We start from the raw sequence: 26,259 nt of genomic DNA on the forward strand, positions 1-26,259 counted from the left end.
CGCCGGCCGTCTCGAAGCACGCACTGGCGTGTCAGCCCGGCTGGACCGCGTCCGGCTCGGCCAGAAACTCCCGCCACAGCACCGTTCCGCCGAGCCCCGCCACGAAGGCGAGATGGGCCTCGACCTCGGCGTCGGTGAGCCGCGGCGGAAGCGGCGTCGGGCGCTGGGCCACCGCAGAGCCGGCCTTCCCGCCCCGGCCGGAGAGTTGCGACAGGCCGAGAGAGGCCTGCCGGCCGCCGAGCAGCTCGAGATAGACCTCGGCCAGGATCTCCGAATCGAGCAGCGCGCCGTGCTTGGTGCGCTTGGAGTTGTCGATGCCGTAGCGCGCGCAGAGCGCGTCGAGCGAGGCCGCGCCGCCCGGGTTCTTGCGGCGCGCGAGCATCAGCGTGTCGACCACCCGCGACCGGCTGATCTTGGGCTTTCCGAGCTTGGCGAATTCGGCGTCGAGAAAGCCGACGTCGAAGGCCGCGTTGTGGATGACGAGCGCGTCCTCGTCGATGAAGGTCAGGAACTCGTCGGCGATCTCGGCGAAGCGCGGCTTGTCCGACAGGAACTCGCTCGAGAGCCCGTGCACCCGAAACGCCTCCTCGGGCATCGAGCGCTCGGGATTGATGTAGACGTGGTAGCTCGTGCCCGTCGGGATGCGGTTCAGGAGCTCGACGCAGCCGATCTCGACCACGCGGTCGCCGGTCGCCGGATCAAGGCCGGTGGTTTCGGTGTCGAGCACGATCTCGCGCAAGAAAAACTCTCCTCAGATCCCGGCGAAGCGCGCGATCGCCCCGCGCACCTGCTCGCGCGCAGCCTCGATCCCGCGCGACGTGTCGATCACGAGGTCCGCCCGCGCGCGCTTTTCGGCGTCGGGCGTCTGGCGGGCGAGGATCTTCTCGAAGGTCTCTTCGGTCATTCCCGGCCGTTCCAGAACCCTGCGCCGCTGCTCCTGCGCGCCCGCCGAGACCACCGCCACGGCGTCGACCTCGGCGTCGCGGCCGGTCTCGAACAGCAGCGGAATGTCGAGAACGGCGATTTTCGCGCCCGAGGCTCGCGCCTCGTCGAGGAACCGGCGTTCGGCCTCGCGCACGAGAGGATGGACGATCGACTCCAGCCGCGCGAGACTTTCGGGGTCGCCGATCACCCTTCTCCCCAGCTCCTTGCGGTCGACCGTCCCGTCGCGGGTCGTTCCCGGAAACGCGGCCTCGACCAGAGGGGCGGCCGCGCCCGAATAGAGCCGATGCACGGTCGCGTCGGCGTCGTGGACGGCCGCGCCCTCCTCGGCGAAGAGCTTCGCGGTCGTCGACTTGCCCATGCCGATCGAGCCGGTGAGGCCGAGGACGATCATGACTCTGTGGTCGCGTCCTTCGCGGCCTTCCTGCCGAGGAGCGCCGCGCCGAGCTCGCCGATCGCGATCGCCGCGAAGCCGCCGAGGAACAGCTCCCAGCGATAGGCCGCGAGCGTTTCGGTGAAGAACAGGAAGCTCACGAGCCAGGCGGTGGTGGCGGTCGAGCCTGCGAGCGTCAGAAGCTTGAGCGCCAAGAGCGCGGCGACGGTTCCCATCGTCTTCTCCCTGTCGTCAGCGCTGTCCGGCGATGTCCGCCTCGACCAGCGCCCTCAATTCCGGCGTCACCTTCGGCCGCACGCCGAACCACCGTTCAAAGCCCGGAACCGCCTGGTGCAACAGCATTCCGAGGCCGTCGACCGCACGGTTTCCGTTCGCCCGCGCCTGCGCCAGCAGTTCGGTCTCGAGCGGAACATAGACGAGGTCGTTGACGACCGCGTGGCCCGGCAGCTCGCCGAGATGGACGTCGAGCCGGTCCTTGCCCGTCATGCCGAGCGAGGTGGCGTTCACCACGAGGTCGGCGGAGGGAAGCCAGCGCCACAGCTCGTCATAGCCGACGGCGCGGCCCGCCTCGCCGGCGAGCGCCGCCACCGCCGCCGCGCGCGCCGCGGTGCGGTTGGCCACCACGACCGCGCCGAAACCGCGCCGGCCAAGCGACCGCGCCACCGCGCGCGCCGCGCCTCCGGCGCCCAGAATCACCGAGACGCTCTTGCGTTCGTCCCAGCCCGGAGCGCCGTCGTCGAGATTGGCCAGAAAGCCGAGCCCGTCGGTGTTGGCGCCGTGGAGCCTGCCGCCGTCGAGCCAGACGGTGTTGACCGCGCCGAGCGCCGCCGCCTCGCCGTCCGCCGCCTCGACCAAAGAAAAGGCCGCCTCTTTGTGAGGAATGGTGACGTTGCCGCCGACGAAACCGTCCGCCCCGCATCCGCGCAGAAAGGCCTCTAAATCCTCCGGCGCGACTTCGGCGTGCTCGTAGGATCCGTTGATTCCGTAAGCCTTCAGCCAGTGCCCGTGGATCATCGGCGAGCGCGAATGCCGCACCGGCCAGCCCGTCACGAAGGCGCGCTTCACGAGGCGAGCGCCCCGATGTCGCGCAATGCGGCGGTCACGAGAAGCAACGGCAGGCCGAGGATGGTGCTGAAGTCGCCCTCCACCTCCTCGAAGAGGTGCACGCCGGCGCCTTCGTACTGGTAGCCGCCGACGCTCGACAGCGCGGCCTCGCCGGTCACGTCGAGATAGATCTCGACGAACTCGTCGGACAGCTCGCGCATGGTGAGGTTGGCCTTGGAGATCCCGCTCCAGAGCACCGCCCCGTCCCGCACCAGCGCTGCCCCGGAGGCGAGCGTGTGGGTGCGGCCCGAGAGCTTGAGAAGCTGGGCTCGCCCCGATTCTCGGTCCTTCGGCTTGGTGAAGCGCTCGCCGTCGAGCGCGAGCGTCTGGTCGGCGCCGAGCACCAGGCGCCCGGGCATGCGCGACGAGACGTCGATCGCCTTGGCGGCCGCAAGCGAGCCGGCGACGCTCGCGGGGCTGAGGCCGTCGCCCGAAAGCGAGGCCTCGACGGCGCGCTCGTCGATCTCCGCGCCTCGGATCTCGGTCGGGATGTGCGCGCTTTCCAGAAGCTGCGCCCGGATCTCGCTTTTCGAAGCCAGCACCAAGAGAGCCGCGTCGCGCCAGAGCGCGCTCACGGAGCGACCTCGGCGAGGGCTTCCTGAATCCGCTTCGCGCGGTGCTCGCCGAGCATCGCGATCACGGACGCCGCCGTCTCCTCGATCGAGCGGCGGGACACGTCGATCATCGGCCAGCCGTTGCGCGAGCAGAGACGGCGCGAAGCCACGATCTCGGACGCCACCGCGTCGCGGTCCACATAGGCCGCTTCCTGCAGCCGCCCCGTCATATTGCCTTCAAGCCCGAGCACCCTGTTGTGACGCACCGCCACGATCCGATCGGGCGTCGCGACCAGCCCGACGACGAGCGGGCCCTTCAGCCCCTCGAGGCCGGCCGGCGGCGGCACGTCCGGAACGAGCGGAATATTGGCGGTCTTTACGCCGCGGTTTGCGAGATAGATCGAGGTCGGCGTCTTCGACGTGCGGCTGACGCCGAGCAGCACCACGTCGGCGCCTTCGAGGTCGTCGGCGTTCTGCCCGTCGTCATGAGCCATCGTGTAGTTCAGCGCGTCGATGCGCTTGAAATAGTCGTCGTTGAGGTCGTGCTGCGCGCCGGCCTTGGCCGCGCTCTCTTCGCCCAGATGCGAGCGCAGCAGCTGGAAGACCGGCGCCAGCACGGCAAGGCACGGACATCCGAGCTCCCGGCAGCGGGTCTCGAGCGCCGACGTCAGCTGCTCGTCGACGAGCGTGTAGAGCACGACGCCCGGCTCCTCCGCGATCTCGTTCAGCACCCGTTCGAGCTGCCGGGCCGAGCGCACGAGCGGATAGACGTGCTCGACGCTCGCCACGCTCTTGAATTGCGAGACGGCCGCGCGGGCGACCGCGACCAGCGTTTCGCCGGTCGCGTCGGAGACCAGATGGAAGTGGAACGAGGAGCGTGGTGCGGACATCTCGGAGGGCGCGCCGGGCCCGCCGCGAGGTCGGAAAAGGAGTCGACGACGCGGTGGACTGCTGTGGACGAATTCGCGCCTCGGGGGGAGACGGAGCCGCACTCTCGCTGAGCCGGCGATTTTCATCAACAGCGACGCGGTCCGGGAGAGCGCCCGTTAGGGTTCTGTTAACTTCCGTGAACGCTTCGTTAACGGCGCTGAGATCTGAGATCGTTAACGAATGGTTAACGGAGCCGGCGCCTGTGGACCGCTTGTGGAGCGTCTGGAACGCCTGTAATCCGCCCCCCTAGAAAAAGAAGCAGAAGAGTCTTCTCTGAGATTCTTAAGAAGGACGATCGGGTGAGCGAAGCTGTGGCCAAAGGCGTTAACGGTGCCGAGCCGACGCCTCTCCTGATCCGGGCGCTGTCGGGCGAAACGCTTCCCGTCCCTCCGATCTGGCTGATGCGGCAGGCTGGCCGCTACCTTCCCGAATATCGCGAGCTGCGCGCCAAAGCGGGCGGCTTCCTCGATCTCTGCTATGCGCCAGAGATGGCGACCGAGGTCACGCTCCAGCCGATCCGCCGCTTCGATCTCGACGCAGCCATCCTGTTCTCCGACATCCTCGTCGTGCCGCATGCGCTTGGCCAGGAGGTCCGCTTCGTCGAAGGCGAAGGCCCGCGGCTCGACCCGGTGACGGGGCTCGCCGAGTTCGGCCGGCTGAAGGACGCCATCGACCTCGACATGCTCGCGCCCGTCTACGAGACCGTGTCGCGGGTGAGGAAGGAGCTTTCGAGAGAGAAGGCGCTGATCGGCTTCTGCGGCGCGCCCTACACGGTCGCGACCTACATGGTCGGCGGGCGCGGCGGCGAGGAGCAGGCGCCTGCGCGGCTTCTGGCCTATCGCGAGCCGGACGTGTTCGCCGAGCTGATCGAGCGTCTCGTCACGGCCTCGGCCGCCCATCTCGTCGCGCAGCTCAAGGCGGGCGCCGACGCGGTTCAGATCTTCGACAGCTGGGCGGGCGATCTGCCTCCGGGCGAATTCGCCCGCTGGTCGACGCGGCCGATCGCCGAGCTCTGCGAGCGGGTGAGGGCGGAAGTTCCGGGCGCGAAGATCATCGCCTTCGCCCGCGGCGCCGGGGCCAAGCTCGCGGATTTCGCAGGCGTGGTGCCGGCCGACGGCTTCGGCGTCGCGACGTCGGAGGACCTCCGGGTCGCGCGATCCGCCGTCTACGCCTCCAGGGCGCTCCAGGGGGCCGTGGACCCGATCGCGCTGGTGGCGGGCGGGGCGGCGCTCGACAGGGCCGTGGACGACGCCCTGGCGGCGCTGGGAGGCCATCCGATGATCCTGAACCTCGGCCATGGAGTGCGGCAGGAAACGCCGCCGGAGCACGTGGCGCAGCTCGTGAAGCGGGCGCGGGGCAAGGGCTGACGCGACAGTCGCCATTCCGGACGGCCGTCGGGCCGAGCCGTGGCGGCGCTTGGAACAAGGCTCGTCATGCCCCGGCTTCCCGGGGCGTCCGCGGTTCGGCGAGCGCGGTGGTCTGTGATCCGGACTGGGTCCCCCGGACAATCCGGGGGATGACGGCCGCGATTTGGTTGAGAACGATCCCGGCTCTCCGCTTCGCTGCGGCCGGGACGACGGCGAGGGCCGATGGACGTCTATCTCTGGATCAAGGCCCTGCACGTCGTCGCGGTCATCGCCTGGATGGCCGCGATGCTCTATCTGCCGCGGCTCTTCGTCTATCATTCCGTGACGCCGGTCGGCTCCGCCCAGTCCGAGACCTTCAAGGTGATGGAGCGGCGCCTGCTCAAGGCGATCTCCAACCCCGCGATGGCGGTGACCTGGCTCGCGGGGATCGTCCTCATCTGGCAGGGCGGCTGGATGTCGTCCGGCTGGCTACACGGCAAGCTCGCGCTCGTGATCGCGATGTCGGCCGTGCACGGAAAGCTCGTGAAACACGTGCGCGAATTCGCCGAGGACCGGAACACGAAATCGCAGCGCTACTTCCGCATTCTCAACGAAGTCCCGACCGTGCTGATGATCGGGATCGTGATCCTGGTGATCGTCAAGCCGTTCTGAAGCGGGAACATCGGCGTGAAAGACGGCTCTCGAGGCTTGTGAAGCCGGGGCTGAGCCGGTATGTACGTCACAGCCTCGGAGTCGGACCGCGTCCGTAGCTCAGGCGAAAAGCCGTCGCGGCCCTCGCGATCGCTTCCGCGGCCCCCCTCCCAGACGCATCGCCGGTCTCGGCGCCCGTCACGACACGCCGTCGCGCCTCATGGACCGACGACCTGTCCTCCCAAACCGAACGTCCCTTCCGAATTCGCCCCGTCCTAGCGCGGGGACTCCCTTCAAAGGCCCAAGATGCCCGAAGTCAGGCTCTTCGATCTCAAGGCGAAATCGCCGACCGAAATCCTCGCCCAGGCCGAGGAGCTCGAGGTCGAGAACGCCTCAACGCTCCGAAAGCAGGAGCTTTTGTTCGCAATTCTCAAGCAGCTCGCGGCGCGCGAAGTCGACATCATCGGCGGCGGCGTGGTCGAGGTGCTGCAGGACGGCTTCGGCTTCCTGCGTTCGCCGGACGCCAACTATCTGCCCGGCCCCGACGACATCTACATCTCGCCCTCGCAGATCCGCCGCTTCTCGCTCCGCACCGGCGACACGGTCGAGGGCCAGATCCGCGGCCCGAAGGAAGGCGAGCGCTATTTCGCGCTGCTCAAGGTCAACACGATCAACTTCGAGGACCCCGAGAAGGCGCGCCACAAGGTCCATTTCGACAACCTGACGCCGCTCTATCCAGACGAGCGCCTGCGGATGGAGATCGAAAACCCGACCAAGAAGGACATGTCGACCCGCGTGATCGACATCGTGGCGCCGCTCGGCAAGGGCCAGCGCGCCCTGATCGTCGCCCCTCCCAGGACGGGCAAGACGGTCATGATGCAGAACATCGCGACCGCGATCGCCGCCAATCACCCCGAATGCTTCCTGATCGTGCTGCTCATCGACGAGCGCCCGGAAGAAGTCACCGACATGCAGCGCTCGGTGAAGGGCGAGGTCATCTCCTCGACCTTCGACGAGCCGGCCCAGCGCCACGTGCAGGTCGCCGAGATGGTGATCGAGAAGGCCAAGCGCCTCGTCGAGCACGGCCGCGACGTCGTGATCCTGCTCGATTCGATCACCCGCCTCGGGCGCGCCTACAACACCGTGGTGCCGTCGTCGGGCAAGGTGCTCACGGGCGGCGTCGACGCCAACGCCCTGCAGCGCCCGAAGCGGTTCTTCGGCGCCGCGCGCAACATCGAGGAAGGCGGCTCGCTCACCATCATCGCCTCGGCGCTGATCGACACCGGGTCGCGCATGGACGAGGTGATCTTCGAGGAGTTCAAGGGCACCGGCAACTCCGAGCTCATCCTCGACCGCAAGGTCTCCGACAAGCGCACCTTCCCGGCCATGGACATCACGCGCTCGGGCACGCGCAAGGAAGAGCTCATCGTTCCGCCGGACGTGCTCAAGAAGATGTATGTGCTCCGCCGCATCCTCAACCCGATGGGCACGGTCGACGCGATGGAGTTCCTGCTCGACAAGCTGCGCTCGACCAAGACCAACGCGGACTTCTTCGACTCGATGAACACCTGAGGACATGCGGTCTTCCCGGACGGCCGCAGGGCCGATCCGGGAGCGTGTTCAGGAACCGGCGTTCGAACCTCGATCGTCATCCCCCGGCTGGTCCGGGGGATCCACATCGGCGCGCGGCGCCGTCCGACCGATGGACGCCCCGGACAAGACGGGGCGCGTGACGCGGCGGAAACGAACCGGCTTCAGAACGTCGCGTCGCTCTGCAGGATGACGCGCGCCCCCTCCGGCCTAAAATCACCCGCGATGCTCGGTCGCTTCACACGGCTCTCCGCCCTCGCCCTCCTGCCGGTCGCCATGCTCTGGCTTCTGGCCGCGACGGCGTTCGCGCAGGATCTCAGCCTCCCGCGCTTCACCAATTACGTGGTCGACGAGGCGAACATCCTTCCGCCTGACGCCGAAGCCGCGCTCGTCGCCAAGCTCAAGGCGTTTCAGGACAAGACCGGCCACCAGTTCGCGGTCGCGACCGTGCCGTCGCTGCAGGGGACGAGCGTCGAGGACTTCGGCAACCGCCTGTTCCGCGACTGGGGCCTCGGCGACAAGCAGCGCAACGACGGCGCCCTCCTTCTCATCGCGCCGAACGAGCGCAAGGTCCGCATTGAGGTCGGCTACGGGCTCGAGGGCGACCTCACCGACGCGGTCTCGCGCCTTATCATCGAGAACGCCATCCTTCCCCGCTTCCGCGCCGGCGACTTTCCAGGCGGGATCGCGCGCGGCGCCGACGACGTGATGGCGGTGTTTTCGGGCCAGGCCGAGGAGTTCAAGGCGCGCGCGAACGCCGCCGACGAGTCTGCGCCCACGTGGCTCGACCTTTTGGCCACGGTCTTCGTGCTCACGATCTTCGCCATCGTGCTGTGGAGCTTCTATCGGGCGATGACCAATCCGCGGTCGCGCGGACGGTCCGGTCCTTGGATCACCGGCGGGACCGCGGGCGGCCTCGGGAGCGGCGGCTGGTCGGGCGGCGGAGGAGGCGGAGGCTTCGGCGGCGGGGGCGGCGGATCGTCGGGCGGCGGCGGAGCCTCGGGCGGATGGTGAGCCTGCGCGAACGCTTCGCCGCGCCTCCCGCGCCGCTTCTGTCGGAGCAGGATCGCGCCCGCATCGCCGAGGCCGTCCGCGCGGCGGAGGCCGGCACGGCGGCCGAGATCGTCGTCGTGATCGAGACCAGCCCCTGCGAGGAGGCCGACGCCACCGTCGCGCTCGTGGTCGCGGGCTTCCTCGCGATTTTTTCGGCCGGCCCGCTGTCGCTGCTCGATCCGTCGATCCACGTGCTGGCCTTGGCCCAGGCCGCGATCTTCGCGGGCCTTGCGGGCCTTGCGTCGTCCTCGCGCGTCCGCCGGGCGTTGCGGATCGACCGGCTGCCGTCGGCCGCCGCGCATGACGCGGCCGAACGCGCCTTCGCGGAACTCGGGCTTGGCCGCACGCATGAGCGCACCGGCGTGCTGATCCATGTCGCGGTCGCCGACCGCAACGTCGAGGTCATCGCCGACGAGGGCGTGCACGAGGCGGCCGCTCCCCAGACCTGGCGCGAGACCGTGGAGGACGTGACTTCGGCCGCGGGCTCCGGCCGGCTGGTCGACGGGATCGTGGCCGCGGTCGAGCGCTGCGGCCGCGCGCTCGCCGACGTCCTGCCGCCGCGCGCAGGGCTCGGCGACGAGCTGCCGAACGACCCGGTGGTGCGCTGACCGATTTCTAGCGCGCCAACGGTGTCGTTGAGGCGGCCGAACCTCCCGGGTCGTCCCGGGCTTGACCCGGGACCCAGAACCGACGTCGTCAGGCCGGCTGGGCGAGCCGCATCGGTTCTGGATCCCGGCTCTGCGGCCGGGATGACGGCGAAGATCTTGGCGGGAGCGCGCCAACGCCCGCTTTCCGTCCCCCCGACGCCCGAACCTCCCCGCCGTCCCTGGCTCTCGCCCGACGCCGCGTCAGTCCTTCCAGCTTCGGCGCGACCTCATGAGGTCGAGCGCCCGGTCGTAATATTTGGCCTTCTCGGTCTCGCTGAGGACCCGATAGCCGTCCTTCTGGAGCTGCGACGCATGCAGGCCGTTCGACCAGAACCGGTCGTCCTCCTCAGCTTTGAAAAGCTTTCGCGCCAGCTCCCAGACCGTCGCATCCGACCGTTGCACCTGCGTGTCCCCCGCGAATCGCGATTTTGGGAACATCGGCGGCGAAACAGGTCTGCGGTCCTATTAACCAGGCTAAGTCCGGAACGATTTCCACGAGAAAATTTTCGCCGAGGGCCGCCCGTCCGGTCTCGGACGATGCGGCCTCGAAGAAATTCGGCGGAGAGGGATGCGGTTCGTTACGCCGCCCACGCGGAGCGTCGGCCTCGCAGCGTCTGCAAGGCGCGTTCGAGCAGCTCCGTGATCTCGCCGAGATCGGCGCCCTCGCAGGCGAGCCCCTCGGCCCAAAGCGCCAGACCCTGGTCGATCCACTGCATCTCCTCGAGCGCGTTCGAAGTCTCGAGCGAGGCGGGGGGTTGGAAGGCGATGCTCAGCATGATCGACCCAAGCGTTGCGGGTTGGCCGTTGATGTTTCCTGGTTACGCAGAACGCTTGCAGGCCCGGCCTGCAGTTCGGCCGGGCCGGGAGGCTTCAAGCGCCCCGGCCCGGCTGTTTCTCGTCAGAGTACGAAGTCGCCCGCGTCGAGTTTGTGATGGCCTTCGAGGCGGATGCTCATATCCGTCTCGCCGTCGCCGTCCGCGTCGATGCGCACGAGGGTGTCGCCGCCCTTAAACGAGTAGCGGATCTCGCCGTCGCCATCGCCGGAGAAGTCGCCCTTTCCGATGAAGTCGAACGCCTGGTCGTTCGGCTCGTTGGGATTGGCGTCGACGCCCTTCAAATTGATCCGGTCGCCGTCCTCAAAATCGACGATGACGTCGGCCTTCTTGCCGATGCCCGAATCATGGACGTCGCCGAACTTGAAGATGTCGTCGCCGGAGCCGCCCGAGAGCACGTCGGCGCCGCGGCCGCCAAGGATGATGTCCTTGCCGGCGCCGCCGCTGAGTTCGTTGTCGCCGCGATTGCCGACCAGGCGGTTGTTGAGGTCGTTGCCGACCCCGTCGATGTCGCGGCCGCCGAGCAGAGTGAGGCGCTCGACATTGTCGCCGAGCTCGTAGGAGATCCGGCTCTCGACCGTGTCGCGGCCGCCATTGGCGCCCTCGATCACCACGTCGCCGGCGTCGTCGACCGTATAGAGGTCGTCGCCGCCGCCGCCCTTCATCACGTCCGCGCCCGAACCGCCGTCGAGGCTGTCCGAACCGCCGCCGCCGATGAGCACGTCCGAGCCGTCGCCGCCGAGAAGCCGGTCCTGGCCCCCGCCGCCGTTCAGCCGGTCGTCGCCTTCGTCGCCCGCGAGGGTGTCGGCGCCCGACTTGCCGGTGATGTCGTCGTCGCCGGCGCCGCCATGGATGGTGTTGTCCCTGGAGTCGCCGACCAACTTGTCGTCGCCGGCCAGCACGACGTCGAGCAGATCCTCGAGGTCGGTGGCTTCGCCAGCCGTCTTGAGCACCGCGCCCACGAGGCCGGTGACGTAGGTGACGACCGCCTCGAGATCGACGCCGGTGAGGTCGCCGAGGGCGTCGAGGTCGAGCTCCGTCTCGCCGAGGCCGAGCAGGCCGTTGTCGAACACGTCGTCGAGCACGTCTTCCAGATGTCCGAGATCCGCGCCGCCGAGCAGGTCCTGCAGCTCGCCGAGGTCGAGGTCCCCGCCGTTGAGGACCTCCTGAAGCTTGAGAGGATCGATGACCTTGTTGTCGAGCAGGCTGTCGAGAAGCTTGGAGTCTCCGCCGCCCAATGCGGCTTCGAGCGTCTTGCCCAGGTCCTTGATCAGGTCGCCCGGAGAGAGGTCCTTGACGACGTCTCCGAGATCGCCGCCAAGCAGATCGTCAAGAAGGTCGACGACGCCATCCAGCAGTCCATCAAGCGAAAGACTTTGACGTTCCATAAGCCATTCCTTTCAGCGACAAGTCAGCATCGGACCGTCACAGCAATATGCGAGCATTCATCGGTCCGCGTAACAAACCTATCAGCTGATTTATGAATGAAACGAAAAGCTGTACCATCAACGATAATTACAACTATATGGATTTAGTCATTTATATGTGGGCGTTTCTATTTTGCACGAGGTATTTTATTCTGATCGTCTATGTGTCGAAAGTCGTATACTGCTAAGCTGTCCTGTCCGCCGCGCCCGTCACTATGGAAAGATGTCGGCAAGGTCAGGCGCTCGATAGGAACGCGTTCTTCTCTAGATTGTCCGCGCGTCCTTCGGCTCTGGCCCGGCGACGTATTTCTTCGACGGCAGACAGTCGCTTTCCGAGTTACGCCGCCCCCTCATCTAAAACTTGCTTGCGTGATGATCTCGCCGAAGAACTCGCCTTCGGCCGGCGGAGGCGTCTTTCTGTGATCCGAAGGGCCGTCCAGCATCCCCTTACGGATAAACAGAAGTGTTCTGTATTCTTGCCACTGCCTCAGCTCCTGGCACATTCGATCGAGGTCCGACTCACTCGATTGAATATCAAGACCGCTCTTCTTAAGTCGGAATATCAATGCGATCTGATTGCTTACAGCTTCGCTGGCGTCGATCACCTTCGCATCTGCGAAAACAATTTCGTCGTTTAGTGAATTCCTCATGATGAGGATCCTCAGACGCGGTGATGCGCCTTCAAATAGCCATATGAGCGTTCGATCACGAAATCAACTATAAGCCGCAGAAAATTTTCACTACACGCGAGAATCAGTTGTGCTCGATTCAATCGCCTAAGTATTCGTCGACTAAAGTCGTTCCCGTTGGTCTCTTGGCTATGTAAAAATGCATATGCCTGGGCCGAAACGTTAACCTTTTGAAAACCATTCCGGGCGCCGGACCGCAGCGGTCGCAAAGGCGTGAGTCGCTCTCTCCCACGGCGTCCGTCCCGCCGCGATCGCCGCCGTTTCTGTGCGAAGACTGAACATCGCGCCCAATCATCACGCGCGCGATCTTCTCGCCGTCTTCGAGCGTTTTCGCCACATCGCAAGACGTCAAAATACATTGCGCAGGAAACAGACTTATGATTATCGTCACAGCATAAGCGCAACCTCCGGTCGCGTCATGACGCCTGTCGAGCCTCTGTCGTCAGAAGAAGCCGCCGCCCTGGGCGCGATCCTGAGCTCCCAGGTCGAAAGCCTGGCCGACAGCGCCCTCTATCCGGATCTCGTGGCTCGCGGCTATGCGCGCGCGGACGTCGACGGGCTGGTCCTCACGCTCGCCGGTCACCGGATGTATCTCGCAAGTCTGGCCGCCCGCTTCGGAGACTGATCAGGGTCGATCGCCGGCCTGTCTCTCTGGCGCGCCCTGCGCTTTCCGCTCGCGGCGGCGAGCGATCACGGAACCGTCATCAGTCGGTTGTGAACGATGGATAACGGTTTCGTGTTCGCCGGGCCGGGAGGGCCGGGGACGTCGCGAAAACCCTCCTTCGGAACTCACCGGATGCGAAACGGTCTGCTGGCCGCGGCCTCGGGCGCCGCGCTGCTGTTCGGGCTCGGCGTCGGAGCCGCTCAGTCCGCCGAAACGGCGAAGAACGTGATCCTCTTCATCGGTGACGGCATGGGCGTCTCCGAGGTGACGGCGGCGCGCTACTATCAGGGCGTCAAGAACAAGCTGAACTTCGACAAGCTCACGCACACCGGCTTCCAGACCACCTGGTCGCTGAAGCCGGGCGACGGCCCGACCTACCTGCCGGACTACGCGCCGGATTCGGCCGCCACCGGCACCATGTGGGCCACCGGCAAGAAGACCATCGACGAGCGCATCTCGCAGGGACCGAGCACGGCCGAAAACGTGCCCGGCAAGAACTACAAGACGATCCTCGAGGTGTTCCAGGCCAAGGGCAAGCGCGTCGGCAACGTCTCGACCGCCGAGATCACCGACGCCACCCCGGCGGTGCTCGCCTCCAAGATGAGCCTGCGCGGCTGCCAGGCGCCGGCCAACATGACCCTCTGCCCGACCGAGACGAAGGCCAAGGGCGGCCTCGGCTCGATCTCCGAGCAGATGGTCGACCACCAGATGGACGTCGTGTTCGGCGGCGGCAAAGCCCGCTTCGACGCGACCGGCGGCAAGATCGCGGGCGGCTCCGACGACGGCAAGACGGTCGAGGAGTCGGCGACCCGCCAGGGCCAGAAGCTCATCTACACCAAGAACGATCTCGACGCGCTGAAGTCCTCCGACATGCCGGTGCTCGGCCTGTTCGCGAGCGGCAACATGACCACCGAATGGACCGGCCCGCAGGCCATCCAGGGCGCCGGCGTCGAGAAGCACAAGTGCGACACCGACAACCGCCCGAAGGTCCAGCCCAAGCTCGAGCTCATGACCGAGAAGGCGATCGAGCTTCTGAGCGGCGGCAAGCGCGGCTTCTTCCTGCAGGTCGAGGGCGCCTCGATCGACAAGCAGGACCACGCCGCCAACGCCTGCGGCCAGATCGGCGAGACGGTGGCGTTCGATAAGGCCATCGGCGTCGCGCTCAAGTTCCAGGAAGAAAATCCTGACACGCTGATCATCGTCACCGCCGACCACTCGCACACGAGCCAGATCGTGGCCGAGGACTCGACCGGGACCGGGGACCCGACCGGCTATTCCGACAACCTGATCACCAAGGACGGTCAGGTGATGCGGATCACCTACGGCACCGCGGGCGGTCCCGGCCCGGTCGCCACGCCCCCGAGCCAGCAGCACACCGGCGCGGTCGTGCCGATCTGGGCCAAGGGCCCGGGCGCCGAGAAGATCCTCGGCACCACCGACCACACCGACCTGTTCGACATCCTGCAGGGCAAGTAAGCCCCGCCTCGCATGACCGGCGGCCGGGCCTCGCGCCCGGCCGCCGACCTACCAGACGAACCATCCGATCAGCGCGGCCGAAGCGACAGCCCAGACCGCGAGGACGATGACGAGGCCCGCTTTGCTGCGCGGCCGGCGCTCCAGCCCCGCGGCGCGCCCGCGATACTCGGCCATGAGATCGACCGGGATCAGCCGGATCGCGAGCATGACGCCGAGCGGAACGATCAGCAGATCGTCGAGATAGCCGAGCACCGGAATGAAGTCCGGGATCAGGTCGATGGGCGAGAGCGCATAGGCCACGACCGCGAGCGTCACGATCTTGGCCGCGAGCGGCGTGCGCGGGTCGCGGCCGGCGATCCACAGCGCGGCGATGTCCTGCTTGATCGCGCGCGCCCACCGCTTCGCCCGGTCGAGCAGCCGGCCCATCGCGGTCTCCCCGTCAAGCGGGCCCCGACGGCGCGCCGACGCCTCACCTGCCTTGGGACCGGCCGCGAGGCAAGGGCCGGGACGGATCAGCGGACGCCGGCCTGCTCCGTCAGGCGCGCGATCGTCGCCGCGGCTTCGGCGACCAGCGCCTCGACGTCGACCCGCGTGAGCCGCCCGCCCTCCTTGTGGACCACGCCGTCGATCATCACGAAGTCGACGTCCGCGGGCTGGGCCGCGTGGGTCAGCAGGAAGTCGACCGTTCCGGCCGGAGAGGTCGTCAGCCCGTCGGCCCGGACCGCGATGACGTCGGCGCGCTTGCCGGGCTTGAGCGAGCCGACCGCGTCGCCAAGGCCGAGCCCCCGCGCGCCGCCGATGGTCGCCCATTCGAGCACGCGGCGGTCGGGCAGAGCGGACTGCTTCTCGGCCATGCCGGCCGCGAGATCCGCGGTGAGGCGCATCACGTCGAACATGTCGGCGCGGCCGGCCAGCACCATGTTGTCGACCGACAGCCCCATCTCGACGCCCGAGGCCGCCATGGCGGGGATCGCGGGCAGGCCGTAGCCGACCTCGAGCTCGGTCCAGGGGCTGATCGAGAGCGGCGAGCCGGCCTCCTTCATCAGCGCGAAGTCTTCCGGGCGCGCATGCGTCGCATGGACGATCTGGACGTCCGGCCCGAGCAGGCCGTCGCGATGCATGACCGCGATCGCGCCCTCGGCGGCCGACGCGCGGTTCGACGCCACATGGGCGGTGATCGGCAGCTTCAGCTCGCGGGCCGCGCGCCATTCGCCGCGCCAGACATCGTCGGCCGAGCGGTCGGGCCCGCGCGCGCACATGCCGAGTAAGACGAGTCCGCCGGCGCCGCCATGCCGTTCGGCGAAGCGCTTCAACGCCGCGACGTCGATCGTCGTGTCGGGCGAAAGCGCCTGCGGATAGCCATAGGCGAAGCGGCCGCGCACGCCCGACGCCCGCTGGGCGGCGAGCTCGGCTTCGGCGAAATCGGGCGTCGCCGTGTTGTGCGCCCAGTTCTGCGCCGTGGTGATGCCGCTGTTGACGGCCTCGGCGAGCGCGAGCCGCACCGAAAGCGCGCTCGCTTGCGGCGTCCAGACCTTGGCGAGCGCCCCCATGGTCTTGGCGAAGGGCCCGAGCCGGCTCGACGGCAGCCCGCGGGCGATCGTGTTCCACATGTGCCAGTGGGTGTCGACGAAGCCCGGCATGACGACCCGGCCGCGCATGTCGCGCCGCGGAACGCCGGGCGCCGCGATCGACGCCGCGACGGCCGCGATCGCGCCGTCGCGGATGTGGACGTCGCCTGTCGCGAGATCGCCGAGCCCCGGGTCCATCGTGACCACATGGGCGCCCGCCAGAACCACTTCGCCGCCCGCTTGCGCGTTGGTCCGCCGCGCGCCGAGCGCCAGCGCTCCGCCGGCCGCGGCGGTCGCCAGAAAGCCCCGGCGGGTGTGCGCCATGCGGTCCCTCATCCGAGCATCTGGCCGGAGCGGCCGGCGTTGACGTTGATGGCGCGGCGGTCGAGATCGGTCATGGAGGCGCTCCGGTTCCGGGGTCAGGCGTTCTGGCGCGGCAGCATGCGGTCGAGCAGCCCGTCGCGGCGCACCGCGACGTGGTAGGCCGCGCCGGCGACATGGGCGAGGATCAGCGCGTAGACCGCCCATTGCACGTTCACATGGACGAAGTTCATCGCGTCCTTCAGCGCCTCGCTCTCGGGCAGGCCCGGCAGGTTGACGAAGAAGAACGGCACCGGCTTGCCCGAGCCCGACATCAGGTAGCCGCTGATCGGCATGGCGAGCAGCGCGGCGTAGAGCGCCCAGTGGGTCGCCCTGGCGAGTCCCGCGAACGGGCCCGGCTGCGGCGCAGGCGCCGGACGACGCGCGCGCCAGACCGAGCGCGTGACCATCAGGACGAGCAGCAACACGCCGACCGACTTGTGGAAGAACATCCAGTAGCCCGCGTCCTCCTTGGGCGCGGCTTCGGCGAGCCAGGCGAGCGGCAGCACGGCGAGCATCGCGAGCGCGACCAGCCAGTGCAGCGCCTGCGAGACGCCGTCATAGCGGGCGGGATCCGAGCTGCGCCCGGGGATCGCGGCGGCGTCGGTGATGCTGGCCATGGGAAAAAGCTCCTCGGTCGAAAATCTTTGCTGCGCTGCAACGTGGCGCGGCTCGCCTGATCGGGAAGGCGGCGGCCAGGGCGTTCACGCAGTTGCGAAATCGGGTGACGGCGGCGTGAGCGGACAGTTTCAGGCGGACGGCGGCGTGAAGGCTTCCGTCACGGCGGTCGTTCGCGCCGTCGCGGGCTCCGCTCCGCCGCCGATCGCCAGGATCCGGCCCCGAGCGCGACCGCGGCGAGGCCGTGCCGGGGCGTGGCCATGTCGGCCATGCGCTCCCATGCGTCGCGCTTCGGGTCGTAACGCCAGGCCAAGCCGATGACGCCGCCGGGGCCGGCCTCGTGAAGACGCTCGCCGCCGAAGACGTAGAGCAGGCCGTCGAGGACGGCCCCCGCCAGTCCGCCGGCCGGCTCCGGCATCGGCGCGCGCGGCTCCCAGCGGTCGGCGGTGGGATCGTAAACGTCGAGCCGGGCCATGTTGCCGCCCGCCATCGTGCGTCCGCCCGCGACATAGATCCGTCCGTCGATCACGGCGCCGGTCGCGCTGTTGCGCGCGCCGGGGATCGGCGCGGCGTCCGACCAGCGCCCGCTCGCGACGTCGAGAACCTGGTGGAGGTCGACGTCGCGCTGCTCCGGCCACAGCCGGGCGTCGGCGGAACGGGACGTCCGGCCCGAAATCACATGAATGCGCCCCTCATGGACGACCGCGACCCCTTCGGACTGCGCGATCGGCAGGCTTGGGCCGGGCGTCCAGGCGCCGTCCTGCTCGACGAAGACGTCGCGCCGCTGGCGCCAGTGCCCCCAGGCGCCGTCGCCTTCATGGGTCTCGCTTTCGTGGGTCGCGCCGCCGATGGCGAAGACCTGGCCTTCATGCGCGACGAGCAGCGGATGATGGCGCGGCTCGGGCAGAGGCGGCCCCTCGCGCCAGCGGTCCGTGGTCGGATCGTAGAGCCCGACCTTGGCGATCGCGCGCGACTTGCCGTCCACGCCGACCTGCATGCCGCCCGCGATCATCGCCTCCGGTCCGCGCGCGGCGGCGTAGACCTCCTGCACGCGCCAGGGCGCGGGCGCGCGGAGCTCCCAGCGCCCTCCGCCGGCGCTTCTCGCCGCGCCCTGAAACGCGAACGGCAGCGCGAGCCCCGCGGCGAGCGCGGCGCGGCGGGAAAGGTCGGGACCCGCGCGCCTCACGCGGCCGCCTTTGCGGAGCCCGCCGCGTCGAGCCGGGCGACGTCGGAGGGAGACAGCGTCAGCGTTGCGGCCCGCGCGAAGCTTTCGACCGGGGCGCGGCTGGTCGCGCTCGCGATCGGGGCGGTGACGCCGCGGCTCGTGATCAGCCAGGCGAGCGCGACCTCGGCGGGTTTCGCGCCGGTCTTCTCCGCGACGTCGTCGAGCGCGGTCAGGATCGCGAGCCCTCGGTCGTCGAGATATTTGCCGACCCCGCCGCCGCGCTTGCTCTGCGAGAGATCCGCCTTCGAGCGGTACTTGCCGGTCAGGAAGCCCGAGGCGAGGCTGTAATAGGTGACGACGCCGATCTCCTCGGCGACGCAAAGGTCGCGCAACGGCCCCACGAACGCGCCGCGATCGTAGAGATTGTACTCTGGCTGCAGCACGTCATAGCGAGGCAGGCCCGTCACGGAGGCGACCGAGAGCGACTTCGAGAGCCGATCCGCGTCGAGGTTCGACGCGCCGATCGCGCCGATCTTCCCGGCCTTCAGCAGCTTGTCATAGGCGCCGAGCGTCTCGTCGAACGCCGTCCCGTCGTCGGGCCAGTGCGAGAAGTAGAGGTCGATGCGCTCGACCCCGAGGCGGCGCAGCGACTCCTCGACCGCCGACAGGATCCAGCGCTCCGAGAGGCCCTTGCGCTCGGGCGAGCCCATCTCGGAGCCGACCTTGGTGAAGATCTTCACCTTCTCCCGCATGCCGGGGCGGCTCTTCAGCCAGCGCCCGATGATCGCCTCGGATTCGCCGCCCGAATTGCCCGGCGCCCAGGCCGAATAGACGTCCGCCGTGTCGATCGCGTCGAAGCCGTGATCGACGAAGGCGTCGAGCACGTCGACGCTCGTCGCCTCGTCGATGGTCCAGCCGAAGACGTTGCCGCCGAACACGATCGGCGAGATCTCGAGGCCGGTGCGCCCGAGCCGTTTCTTGTCCATGGTCCTCGTCTCCATTCGCGCCGGGGCTTCAGCTGTCCGCGACCGAGATTTCCTTGAGCAGGACGCGGCCTTCCATCGCCGGCCGGGACAGCGTCGCGGGCACGATCCCGTCGAGCTTCTTGGAATAGTCCTGCCCGAGATGGGCCTCGTGCGAGGCGACGTCCGTCCAACGCTCGAACAGGACGAAGACGTTCCTGGCGCGCATGTCTTCGTGCAGATCGAAGGCCAGGTTGCCGGGCGCGGCGCGCGCCTGGGGCATGACCTCTGCGAAGGCCTTCAGAAAGGTCTCGCGCTCTTGCGGCTTCACATGCGGCACGACCGCGACGTTGCGGCTCGAGCCGGGGTTCGCGACGGGCTTGGGCGCGGCGCCCCGGAGCGGCGCGGTCTCGGTGAGGAAACGCTCGGTCGGCGCGCCCGCCGCCGCGGTCCCGGCCTTGGCCACGACCGCTTTCAGATGCGGCAGCGTCATATGGGTCTCGAACGCGGCGCGGTCCTTCCAGCGCTCGAACAGATAGATGGCGTCGCCGCCGGCTTCCGACTGGAAGGCGTCGAACGAGACGTTGCCGGGCTCCTTGCGGGAGCCGCGGACGTTCTCCTTCATCACCGCCAGGAACCCGTCCATCTCCTGCGGCTTCACCGGGATCGCGGCGAAGATCTGCATTTCGCCGGTCGTCGTCGTCGGCGCGTCCGCGCGCGCCGGGGCGCCGAACTGGATTACGATCGTCGCCGCCAGCGCCGCGCCAGCAAGAAATGCCCGTCTTGTCCGCATGTCCGCTCTCCATGTCGTTACCGCGGCTCGGAAAAATGGCCGCGGCCGGTCCCGCGACCGACGACCTAGGCCTTCGGGTTTCACGGATAAGTCGGCTGATTGCGAAGAGACCTTTCGGCATTCTCGAAAGATGGACCGTTTCGAGCCGTTGCGCCTGTTCGTGGCCGGCGCCGATCACGGAGGCTTGTCCACGGCCGCCCGCCCCGAGGGCGTCGCGCCCTCGACGACGTCGCTCGCGCTGGGGTTCCGCGAGGGCGCGCGGACCTTTTCGGTGCGGGTCTCGGGCGACCGCATGGCGAACGACGGCGGGACGCTGCGCGGCTGGGCGACCGCCGGCGCGGGCCCGGTCCTGACGTCGAGTTGCGACATCGAGGACGATCTCGCGACCGGACGGCTGGGGACGGCGCTTGAGCCCCACCCGGATCCCGGCGCTGGTCGAGGTCCTCGCGGCGCGGTTTTCCGCCGACGCGCCGGACTGACCGGCGCACGCGTCACAAATCGAGGCTAAGCGATTGCTGAAGAATTGGCGGGCCCGAAAGGATACGCACAGGACGCACCTTGGGACTGCCTTAAGCCATTGTGATCGAACAGCTAACCGGCCGATCGCGATTAGCTAGGTGTAGCGGCTCCGTGTAGCAACGCAAGCGCCGAAATTTTGGGGTCACACGTTTGAGCCCCCTCACTACGTGGAGCGGCTGCGAGTTTCCCCCCGTACCCCCTAGGGTCGTTAAAGTTTTCCTGCCACTTTGCAGCGATCTCAAGGTTGCATCTCGCCGGGGCCTGTCTTGCTGACCCTACAACACATCCAAGAACGCTTGTCGCTCGCATGTGTACATGCCATTGCCGGCCGAGCCGGTGTGGATGTCGCCCATAGCATTCATGACTACGGCGTTGATGGAACGTTTCAGCCCCTTAAGATCGCGCCTCACGGAAAGGCCATACCTTCAGGTTTCCCCATCGATTTTCAGCTGAAGGCCTCAGTGACATGGAAGGTCACAGCAAGTCACATTAGATACAAGTTATCTTCAAAGAACTTTAACGATCTCGGAGCCCGCGATACGGAAGCAAACCCTATTTACCTGATTCTTATGTGCCTGCCGAAACCGGAGGAGCATTGGCTGAATGTATCCACTTCTCATCTACTTATGCGAAACTGTTGTTATTGGTATCATGTACCCTGCGGCTCGGCGACTACCAACACGTCGAATGTAACCATTGAAATACCTCGTACAAATCTGTTTGACGTCGGAAGTTTGAAAGCTCTGCTTACCGCTGCGCGAACCCGTTGCGGAGTCGTGTAATGGAACGGACATCAATCAAGCCGACACTCAACCGCTTAAAGTCTTATTTGACTAGAAGCGGCTGGAGGCGCGTGCAGCTCGCCGTCCCCGGCCTAGAGCTTTTCGTACAAAAGCACGGAGAGGAGGTATTTGAGATTGTTTTACCCGCTTCCACGGGCCGGTCCGATGAGGCTCTCAAAATAGACCTTGCTCTTAAAACGCTGTCGGGACTGGAAGACGGAACAGAAAGCCAAATTGCGGAGAGGATTGCTTCATATAGTCGAGACTTATTCAGAGCGCGCCTTCCTGACGAGGCAGTCTTTATGGACAGCATCAGGCTGAAGGTAGCGGAGAGCTTTCTGCGTCGGATGCGCCAATTTTTGGAAGCCGCGGGAACGGCGGAAGAAACGTCACTCGCCTATGTTCGCGGACCCTCCCCCTTGGGAGCCGCTTATGCAGCTGACTGTAGGTTCGGCCATACGTTTGTTGGGAGCTTTGGCTTCAGCATTCAGTCGAGCGTTGGTCCGAACAGTGGATATTTTGATAACGAAGTCGATCCAGCGCGACCATTCTCTAGAAGAGTTTTTGAACGCGTGGCTCGTGGTATGGGTCACATAGCTAAGGCTTGGGATGTGAGAGAGCCCCGCCTGCTTGTTGAACATTACAAAGATGGTTTTAACTCTAATATGCTAGAGAACTTCTCAATTTTATTGGCAACAGGCGGAGTGAAGCGCTTAGAGATTGACATCGACTTCTCGCCAGAATGGAAGACGCCGCCTGATATTGCGAGGACTTTGTCAATTGGCATCGACACGGCAGCCGCGCACATGATGCAGGAGGCCGCCGCATATCTCAGAGCGAATGAGCCGCCTCCGCTGCTGCGCCTAACTGGGACAGTCTCTCGCCTTGAGACATCTGACCGGCCTCCTACCCTGCTAGAGCGAGATGGATTTGGAGAAATCTATATTGAGTGGTTATTCCGGGGAAGCAGAAGGGTACGAACACGCGTTAGACTGCCCATAGCGGAATATTATGATGCCTTAAGAGCACATAGCGAGGGACTGCGAGTATCCGTGGCAGGATACATGGATATTAATGGGGGCAACATGAGTGAACTAGGAAGCCCCTTCGACTTTGAAGTTTTGGATGATTAGATATTGGCGTAGCCCGTCAGGGTATACCCCAGCGAGACGGCGGACTGAGACATCTTGAGCGTCTCAATAGGGTGGAATTGACACCTATGAGACATTCTGCCATCGTGGTCTAGACCCATATGAGACACGAGGCCGCCGCCATGACCACCTTCGGATACGCTCGGGTGAGCACGATCGATCAAGACCCCACTCTCCAGGTGGCGGCCCTCAAGGCGGCCGGCTGCGACGTGATCCGCGAGGAGAAGAAGAGTGGGACCACGCGGGACGCCCGCACCGAGTTGGCCACCCTCCTCCAGTTTACCCGCCCCGGCGACGTCCTCATGGTGACCCGCGTGGACCGCCTCGCGCGATCGATCGGCGATCTTCAGGACATCGTGCGCGAGCTGAAGGCTAAGGGGGTCTCCCTCAAGGCGACTGAGCAGCCGATCGACACGAGCACCGCAGCGGGCAAGGCCTTTCTGGACATGCTCGGGGTGTTCGCAGAGTTCGAGACGAACCTCCGCAAGGAACGTCAGATGGAAGGGATCGCGGCGGCAAAGGCGCGGGGCGTCTACAAAGGGCGGGCCCCGTCGATTGATCCAAGAGCCGTCGCTGAGCTGAAGGAGCAGGGTCTCGGGCCCAGCGAGATTGCGAAGCGGCTCGGGATCGGTCGGGCGAGCGTCTATCGAGCTTTGGGTGCGGGCTGAAGGACGCCACCGCTGACGGTGGCAGGCGGGGGCCGACGATGAAGGCGTGGCAACTGATCGGAGCGGCCTGTAGCGCTCTCGCGCTCGGCGCATGCGATGCTGCCCCGAGGGCTGACTGTGAGGAGAAACCGAAGGGCCGCGTGACGATCCAAGAGACGTCACCCCGGTTCGCCGCGGCGGCCCGCTTGGAGGCCGTTCTTCGGGTGCGGAACAACACCGATCGCCATCTTGCTGAGGTGCGCTTCGAGTGCGCCTGCGGGAACGGCAAGAAAGGCTTCGCTAAACTCGGTGGCGGCGCGATGCAGAACCTCAAGGCGCACGAGTTGGGGACGGCTCTTGTGGCCTGTGAGGGGGTCCCGCCGGGCCCCAAGCCGGAGATGAGCTGCATTGCGCCGAAGATCGTGGAGTGTCCCGCTGTGAGAGCACGTTAGGGCGGCGCGGCTGAATGCTTAAGGCTGCGGATGACGCGCTCGCTGAGCTCGACGCAACCACTTCCGGCGCAAATCCAAATGTCGCCCGTCCAACGATCGCGCTTCAGGTAACGTGCATCGGAGGTCCCAAGAGCCTGCACGTCATAACGAAACTGGGCGAGAGCTAGGCCGCATAGCGCGGTCACTAAGAGTATCCCAAACGCCAGTGACGCCAGTTCGCTCGTGCTCATCTCGTTCACGCTGCCCTACCAGACGACTTAGAACCTGCCACATGCTTTCGTAGAGGACATCATCGGGGTTCTACGTAGAGGGAACGCAGTCGCGGCCATTCTCAAACTGCCTAACCCTTGTTACGCTGTCTGTGATGGGAGCCATTTGGTTCGCTTTCGCTCATTGTTCCGAGGCTCGAACCATGTCGTTTCGCAATGGAGCCTCCGGCCCGCATCACGGACCGCCGCCGCGATCTCAAACAGCTTGGGCCGTTGTCGGTCCTTGGTACGTTTCGTACCTCCGGGCTTCGACCGTTCGGCAAGGCGCGTCGGGGCTGTGTCTCAAAGCCCAGCGCGATGCCGTTTCAGAGTATATTCGCAGCAAGGGTGGATACGGGGCTAAGCTTCTGCATGAATACGTTGAAGTAGAAAGCGGAAGACGGGACGATCGTCCTCAACTCAAGGTCGCGCTGCGACTTGCGCAGCTATCAGGAGCCACCCTCGTCATTGCAAACCTAGGCCGACTGAGCCGTAATTCTGCTTTCCTTCTGACGCTCAGAGACGGCGGCGCGAAATTTGTAGCGGCCGATCTACCAGACGTTTGCGACCTGACGATAGGGCTTTTGGCCACTGTCGCGCAGCACGAACGCGAAATGATCTCGAAGCGGATCAGGGAAGCGTTGGAGACAAAGAGGGCGGCCTTGGCGGCGGAAGCGGCTGCGAAACGGGCGCGGGGGGAAGACGCAGTCCGAGAGCTTGAAGACGGCTCCTCCCAGCCCCTCAGGCTCGGCAATCCCAACGGCGCACGCTGTCTTGCAGGCCTCGGGAACAGCGCGGCGGTCGCCGGCAAGAAGGCCAAAGCCGCTTATCGGGCAGAGAGCCTTCGGGATGTACTGGCAGACCTCGATCCTCAGGGTTCAATGTCGGCTCGTAGCCTGGCTACAGCGCTCAACGCGAGGGGTTTTCTGACGCCGCGTTATGGCAAGAGAGAGCGCAACGGCGGCAAGTCGTGGACGGCGCAAAGTGTAATCCGGTTGCGACAACGTTTAGTTACGCCATGAAAGGCCGCGGACAGGCTGATTAGGTGGGTTAAGTCCATACAGCGTCCAGCGCCGTCAACAGCCTAAGGTCTTGAAGCGTGGGAGAGCCAAAGATGGAAAGCGTTCAGCCTGCTATCCGTAAGCGGTTTGATCCGCGATGGCTCATCGGGGTGGCGTTCGTTCCGGTGTTCTTCACTGGGTGGCTGTGCTTGTTGCTCGGAGCCGCTTGGGTCTATGACCACACCCTCGGGGCCGTGCTCAGTTCATCGTCGACAAGACAGCACGACGCTAAGGTTTGGAGTGGCTGTTCCGGCGAGATAGACCCTGAGGCCTGCATGGGGCGGGCCCGCCTATTTGAGTGAGGCGTGGGGGTTGCGGGCGGTCCATGCCAAGGGCGGCGGCGCGAAGGTTTTTGCCAGGGAAGCCGGTTTGTCGAGCGCGATGGCCCTAGCCTCTGTATGACTCACAGAAGCCCATGAGCGACCGTTTCTTGGCGATCCTACTATCCCCCGCCGGAAACACGGGATGGGCGCTACCGATCCCTTCAGAGTCCGCCCAAGACCGCCTGATGGCTGAGCTTGAGATCCTCTTCGGGGATACGCTTGAGGAAACGGGGAGAGGCTCCGGTCTAACCCCCGATCATCGCCCGGTCTCTCTAAGGCCTGCCCGGAGGTAGGCCACCCGGAGGGGTATAGGGTAGGGCGTTAATCCTCCAAGGAAATCAATGTGTTAATTCCATAGGGCGGGGCCTGAGGGTTCCGCTCTATGTGTTTTCTCCCTGCGGAGGGGGCCCTAGCTAACTGCTTGATAACGCTGGGAAACAACTCGTGCCGTATATGAGGACACAGGGGGGCAACATTGCGTGTCCCTAACCCATTGTTATCGTTGGGGAACAATACGCACCGTATATGAGGACACAGGGCCCAAACCCGTGTGTATACCTTAGTGTCCTAGACCCCTGATAATCGGTGGATAGGGGGACACCTAACGCTCTGAAATCATTGGGGAACAACTCCCGGCCTATATGAGGACGCGAGGGGGCAACTGGATGTCTCTAACCCATTGCTATCGTTGGAGAACAACTCCCCTACTATATGAATAGACACCGAGCCCCCCTTGGAGTGTCCCTAAGCCATAGCTCTCACCGCCGCCCTTAACTCAAGGTGTCCCCCTAAGCACCTCGGGTGCACCTCAGGCCCTCCCCCGAGCGACCACACTGTTAGACCCCAAGTCGGTCACTCTGAGCACAGGGGATCGGGGGTCTCTCCTCCTACGCCCAACACTTCGAGGCCACCCCTCAAGGGCCATAGGGGAGGCAGTGAGAGACGACATGCTCTTGTCGTCGACCGCTCCGACTTGGACACCCAAAGCCCCACCTTACGCACTCCATCAAGACCACACCCCTAGTCCTGCTAAGGCCCCAAGGATCGCCCCCGCGTTAGGAATGGAGATAGCAGCCACACAGGGGTCGCCATCAGGTAGGCCTCGGGGTGGGGGGAGTGGCGGCAGGGCTAAGGCAGGGGGTCGAAGGCGGAAAGGCGACCACGTGGGCGACCTTCACAAGGTGGCCTGAGGTCCCGCTCCGCGGTCGAAGCATGAGACACCCCAAGCACGGACACCCTGAGCCACTACGACGGCGGGCTAGGGCAATGGGATGGCCTGCGGGATGGGGGAGCGCACAAGGCCACCTATG

General features: G+C 66.1%; 28 protein-coding genes. 12 read left to right on the plus strand and 16 right to left on the minus strand.

The window, feature by feature from the left end; all coding sequences use genetic code 11:
• Positions 1-31 precede the first annotated feature (31 nt).
• Genes dnaQ through ACFOWB_RS04325 form a run of 6 tightly spaced genes read right to left on the minus strand, consistent with a single transcriptional unit; the run spans position 32 to position 3,884 of the window.
• Positions 32-739 carry a DNA polymerase III subunit epsilon gene (dnaQ, locus tag ACFOWB_RS04300; RefSeq protein ID WP_378145859.1) on the minus strand — a complete coding sequence of 236 codons (708 nt, stop codon included), beginning with the start codon at positions 737-739 and terminating at the stop codon, positions 32-34.
• Positions 740-751: 12 nt separating this feature from the next.
• Entirely contained in the window at positions 752-1,336 is a 585-nt protein-coding gene (gene coaE / locus ACFOWB_RS04305) for a dephospho-CoA kinase (protein WP_378145861.1), read from the minus strand.
• Positions 1,333-1,551 carry a hypothetical protein gene (locus tag ACFOWB_RS04310; RefSeq protein WP_261401176.1) on the minus strand — a complete coding sequence of 73 codons (219 nt, stop codon included), beginning with the start codon at positions 1,549-1,551 and terminating at the stop codon, positions 1,333-1,335. Before ACFOWB_RS04310 ends, coaE begins: the two co-directional genes overlap by 4 nt.
• 16 nt (positions 1,552-1,567) lie before the next feature.
• Positions 1,568-2,401 (minus strand): shikimate dehydrogenase, encoded by an 834-nt coding sequence (locus ACFOWB_RS04315; RefSeq protein WP_378145863.1) that lies wholly within the window; start codon positions 2,399-2,401, stop codon positions 1,568-1,570.
• Positions 2,398-3,015, minus strand: a complete 618-nt coding sequence (locus ACFOWB_RS04320) for a Maf family protein (protein WP_378145865.1) — start codon at positions 3,013-3,015, stop codon at positions 2,398-2,400. The genes ACFOWB_RS04315 and ACFOWB_RS04320 overlap by 4 nt, the downstream gene beginning before the upstream one ends.
• On the minus strand, positions 3,012-3,884 hold the full coding sequence (locus ACFOWB_RS04325) for a pyruvate, water dikinase regulatory protein (RefSeq protein WP_378145867.1): 873 nt from the start codon (positions 3,882-3,884) through the stop codon (positions 3,012-3,014). Before ACFOWB_RS04325 ends, ACFOWB_RS04320 begins: the two co-directional genes overlap by 4 nt.
• A gap of 339 nt (positions 3,885-4,223) precedes the next feature.
• Between ACFOWB_RS04325 and hemE the strand changes: the two genes are divergently transcribed.
• The 5 genes from hemE to ACFOWB_RS04350 all read left to right on the plus strand — a co-directional run bounded on the left by hemE (position 4,224) and on the right by ACFOWB_RS04350 (position 9,172).
• Positions 4,224-5,291 carry a uroporphyrinogen decarboxylase gene (gene hemE / locus ACFOWB_RS04330; RefSeq protein ID WP_378145869.1) on the plus strand — a complete coding sequence of 356 codons (1,068 nt, stop codon included), beginning with the start codon at positions 4,224-4,226 and terminating at the stop codon, positions 5,289-5,291.
• Between the two features lie 222 nt (positions 5,292-5,513).
• A complete protein-coding gene (gene hemJ / locus ACFOWB_RS04335) occupies positions 5,514-5,942 on the plus strand; it encodes a protoporphyrinogen oxidase HemJ (RefSeq protein ID WP_261401175.1) in 429 nt (142 codons plus the stop codon).
• 285 nt (positions 5,943-6,227) lie between these two features.
• Entirely contained in the window at positions 6,228-7,493 is a 1,266-nt protein-coding gene (rho, locus tag ACFOWB_RS04340; protein WP_261401174.1) for a transcription termination factor Rho, read from the plus strand.
• A gap of 243 nt (positions 7,494-7,736) precedes the next feature.
• The gene (locus ACFOWB_RS04345; RefSeq protein WP_261401173.1) at positions 7,737-8,525 is read left to right on the plus strand and encodes a TPM domain-containing protein; all 789 of its coding nucleotides are present in this window, start codon (positions 7,737-7,739) and stop codon (positions 8,523-8,525) included.
• Complete coding sequence (locus ACFOWB_RS04350; protein ID WP_261401172.1) at positions 8,519-9,172, plus strand: TPM domain-containing protein; 654 nt, start codon at positions 8,519-8,521, stop codon at positions 9,170-9,172. The genes ACFOWB_RS04345 and ACFOWB_RS04350 overlap by 7 nt, the downstream gene beginning before the upstream one ends.
• A gap of 240 nt (positions 9,173-9,412) precedes the next feature.
• On the opposite strand, the gene ACFOWB_RS04355 is transcribed toward ACFOWB_RS04350, so the two are convergent.
• The 4 genes from ACFOWB_RS04355 to ACFOWB_RS04370 all read right to left on the minus strand — a co-directional run bounded on the left by ACFOWB_RS04355 (position 9,413) and on the right by ACFOWB_RS04370 (position 12,121).
• Positions 9,413-9,613, minus strand: a complete 201-nt coding sequence (locus tag ACFOWB_RS04355; RefSeq protein ID WP_261401171.1) for a hypothetical protein — start codon at positions 9,611-9,613, stop codon at positions 9,413-9,415.
• Between the two features lie 176 nt (positions 9,614-9,789).
• Positions 9,790-9,987 (minus strand): hypothetical protein, encoded by a 198-nt coding sequence (locus tag ACFOWB_RS04360; protein WP_261401170.1) that lies wholly within the window; start codon positions 9,985-9,987, stop codon positions 9,790-9,792.
• 122 nt (positions 9,988-10,109) lie between these two features.
• Positions 10,110-11,432, minus strand: a complete 1,323-nt coding sequence (locus ACFOWB_RS04365; RefSeq protein WP_261401169.1) for a calcium-binding protein — start codon at positions 11,430-11,432, stop codon at positions 10,110-10,112.
• A 389-nt stretch (positions 11,433-11,821) separates the two neighbouring features.
• Positions 11,822-12,121, minus strand: coding sequence for a hypothetical protein (locus ACFOWB_RS04370; protein WP_378145875.1), 300 nt, complete (start codon positions 12,119-12,121; stop codon positions 11,822-11,824).
• Between the two features lie 304 nt (positions 12,122-12,425).
• On the opposite strand from ACFOWB_RS04370, the gene ACFOWB_RS04375 reads away from it, so the two are divergent.
• A complete protein-coding gene (locus tag ACFOWB_RS04375; RefSeq protein WP_378145877.1) occupies positions 12,426-12,785 on the plus strand; it encodes a hypothetical protein in 360 nt (119 codons plus the stop codon).
• A 171-nt stretch (positions 12,786-12,956) separates the two neighbouring features.
• A complete protein-coding gene (locus tag ACFOWB_RS04380; RefSeq protein WP_378145879.1) occupies positions 12,957-14,300 on the plus strand; it encodes an alkaline phosphatase in 1,344 nt (447 codons plus the stop codon).
• A gap of 48 nt (positions 14,301-14,348) precedes the next feature.
• On the opposite strand, the gene ACFOWB_RS04385 is transcribed toward ACFOWB_RS04380, so the two are convergent.
• The 6 genes from ACFOWB_RS04385 to ACFOWB_RS04410 form a co-directional block, all read right to left on the minus strand.
• Complete coding sequence (locus tag ACFOWB_RS04385; RefSeq protein ID WP_378145880.1) at positions 14,349-14,726, minus strand: YkvA family protein; 378 nt, start codon at positions 14,724-14,726, stop codon at positions 14,349-14,351.
• 86 nt (positions 14,727-14,812) lie between these two features.
• Complete coding sequence (locus ACFOWB_RS04390) at positions 14,813-16,192, minus strand: amidohydrolase family protein (RefSeq protein WP_261401164.1); 1,380 nt, start codon at positions 16,190-16,192, stop codon at positions 14,813-14,815.
• 95 nt (positions 16,193-16,287) lie between these two features.
• Positions 16,288-16,848: a cytochrome b gene (locus tag ACFOWB_RS04395; RefSeq protein WP_261401163.1), complete on the minus strand. Its 561-nt coding sequence runs from the start codon at positions 16,846-16,848 to the stop codon at positions 16,288-16,290.
• A gap of 158 nt (positions 16,849-17,006) precedes the next feature.
• On the minus strand, positions 17,007-18,032 hold the full coding sequence (locus ACFOWB_RS04400) for a Kelch repeat-containing protein (protein WP_261401162.1): 1,026 nt from the start codon (positions 18,030-18,032) through the stop codon (positions 17,007-17,009).
• Positions 18,029-18,997, minus strand: coding sequence for an aldo/keto reductase (locus ACFOWB_RS04405; protein WP_261401161.1), 969 nt, complete (start codon positions 18,995-18,997; stop codon positions 18,029-18,031). Before ACFOWB_RS04405 ends, ACFOWB_RS04400 begins: the two co-directional genes overlap by 4 nt.
• A 28-nt stretch (positions 18,998-19,025) precedes the next feature.
• Positions 19,026-19,766, minus strand: coding sequence for a putative quinol monooxygenase (locus ACFOWB_RS04410; protein WP_261401160.1), 741 nt, complete (start codon positions 19,764-19,766; stop codon positions 19,026-19,028).
• Between the two features lie 130 nt (positions 19,767-19,896).
• Between ACFOWB_RS04410 and ACFOWB_RS04415 the strand changes: the two genes are divergently transcribed.
• The 5 genes from ACFOWB_RS04415 to ACFOWB_RS04435 all read left to right on the plus strand — a co-directional run bounded on the left by ACFOWB_RS04415 (position 19,897) and on the right by ACFOWB_RS04435 (position 24,587).
• Positions 19,897-20,274, plus strand: coding sequence for a hypothetical protein (locus tag ACFOWB_RS04415; RefSeq protein ID WP_261401159.1), 378 nt, complete (start codon positions 19,897-19,899; stop codon positions 20,272-20,274).
• A gap of 307 nt (positions 20,275-20,581) precedes the next feature.
• Positions 20,582-21,067, plus strand: a complete 486-nt coding sequence (locus tag ACFOWB_RS04420; RefSeq protein ID WP_378146087.1) for a DUF4365 domain-containing protein — start codon at positions 20,582-20,584, stop codon at positions 21,065-21,067.
• Between the two features lie 71 nt (positions 21,068-21,138).
• Entirely contained in the window at positions 21,139-22,200 is a 1,062-nt protein-coding gene (locus tag ACFOWB_RS04425; protein WP_378145884.1) for a hypothetical protein, read from the plus strand.
• Positions 22,201-22,340: 140 nt separating this feature from the next.
• Positions 22,341-22,886: a recombinase family protein gene (locus ACFOWB_RS04430; protein ID WP_378145886.1), complete on the plus strand. Its 546-nt coding sequence runs from the start codon at positions 22,341-22,343 to the stop codon at positions 22,884-22,886.
• 843 nt (positions 22,887-23,729) lie between these two features.
• Positions 23,730-24,587, plus strand: coding sequence for a recombinase family protein (locus tag ACFOWB_RS04435; RefSeq protein ID WP_378145888.1), 858 nt, complete (start codon positions 23,730-23,732; stop codon positions 24,585-24,587).
• Positions 24,588-26,259: the final 1,672 nt, after the last annotated feature.

The organism is Chenggangzhangella methanolivorans, from assembly GCF_042648545.1.
In the GTDB taxonomy this organism is placed as follows: domain Bacteria; phylum Pseudomonadota; class Alphaproteobacteria; order Rhizobiales; family Methylopilaceae; genus Methylopila; species Methylopila methanolivorans.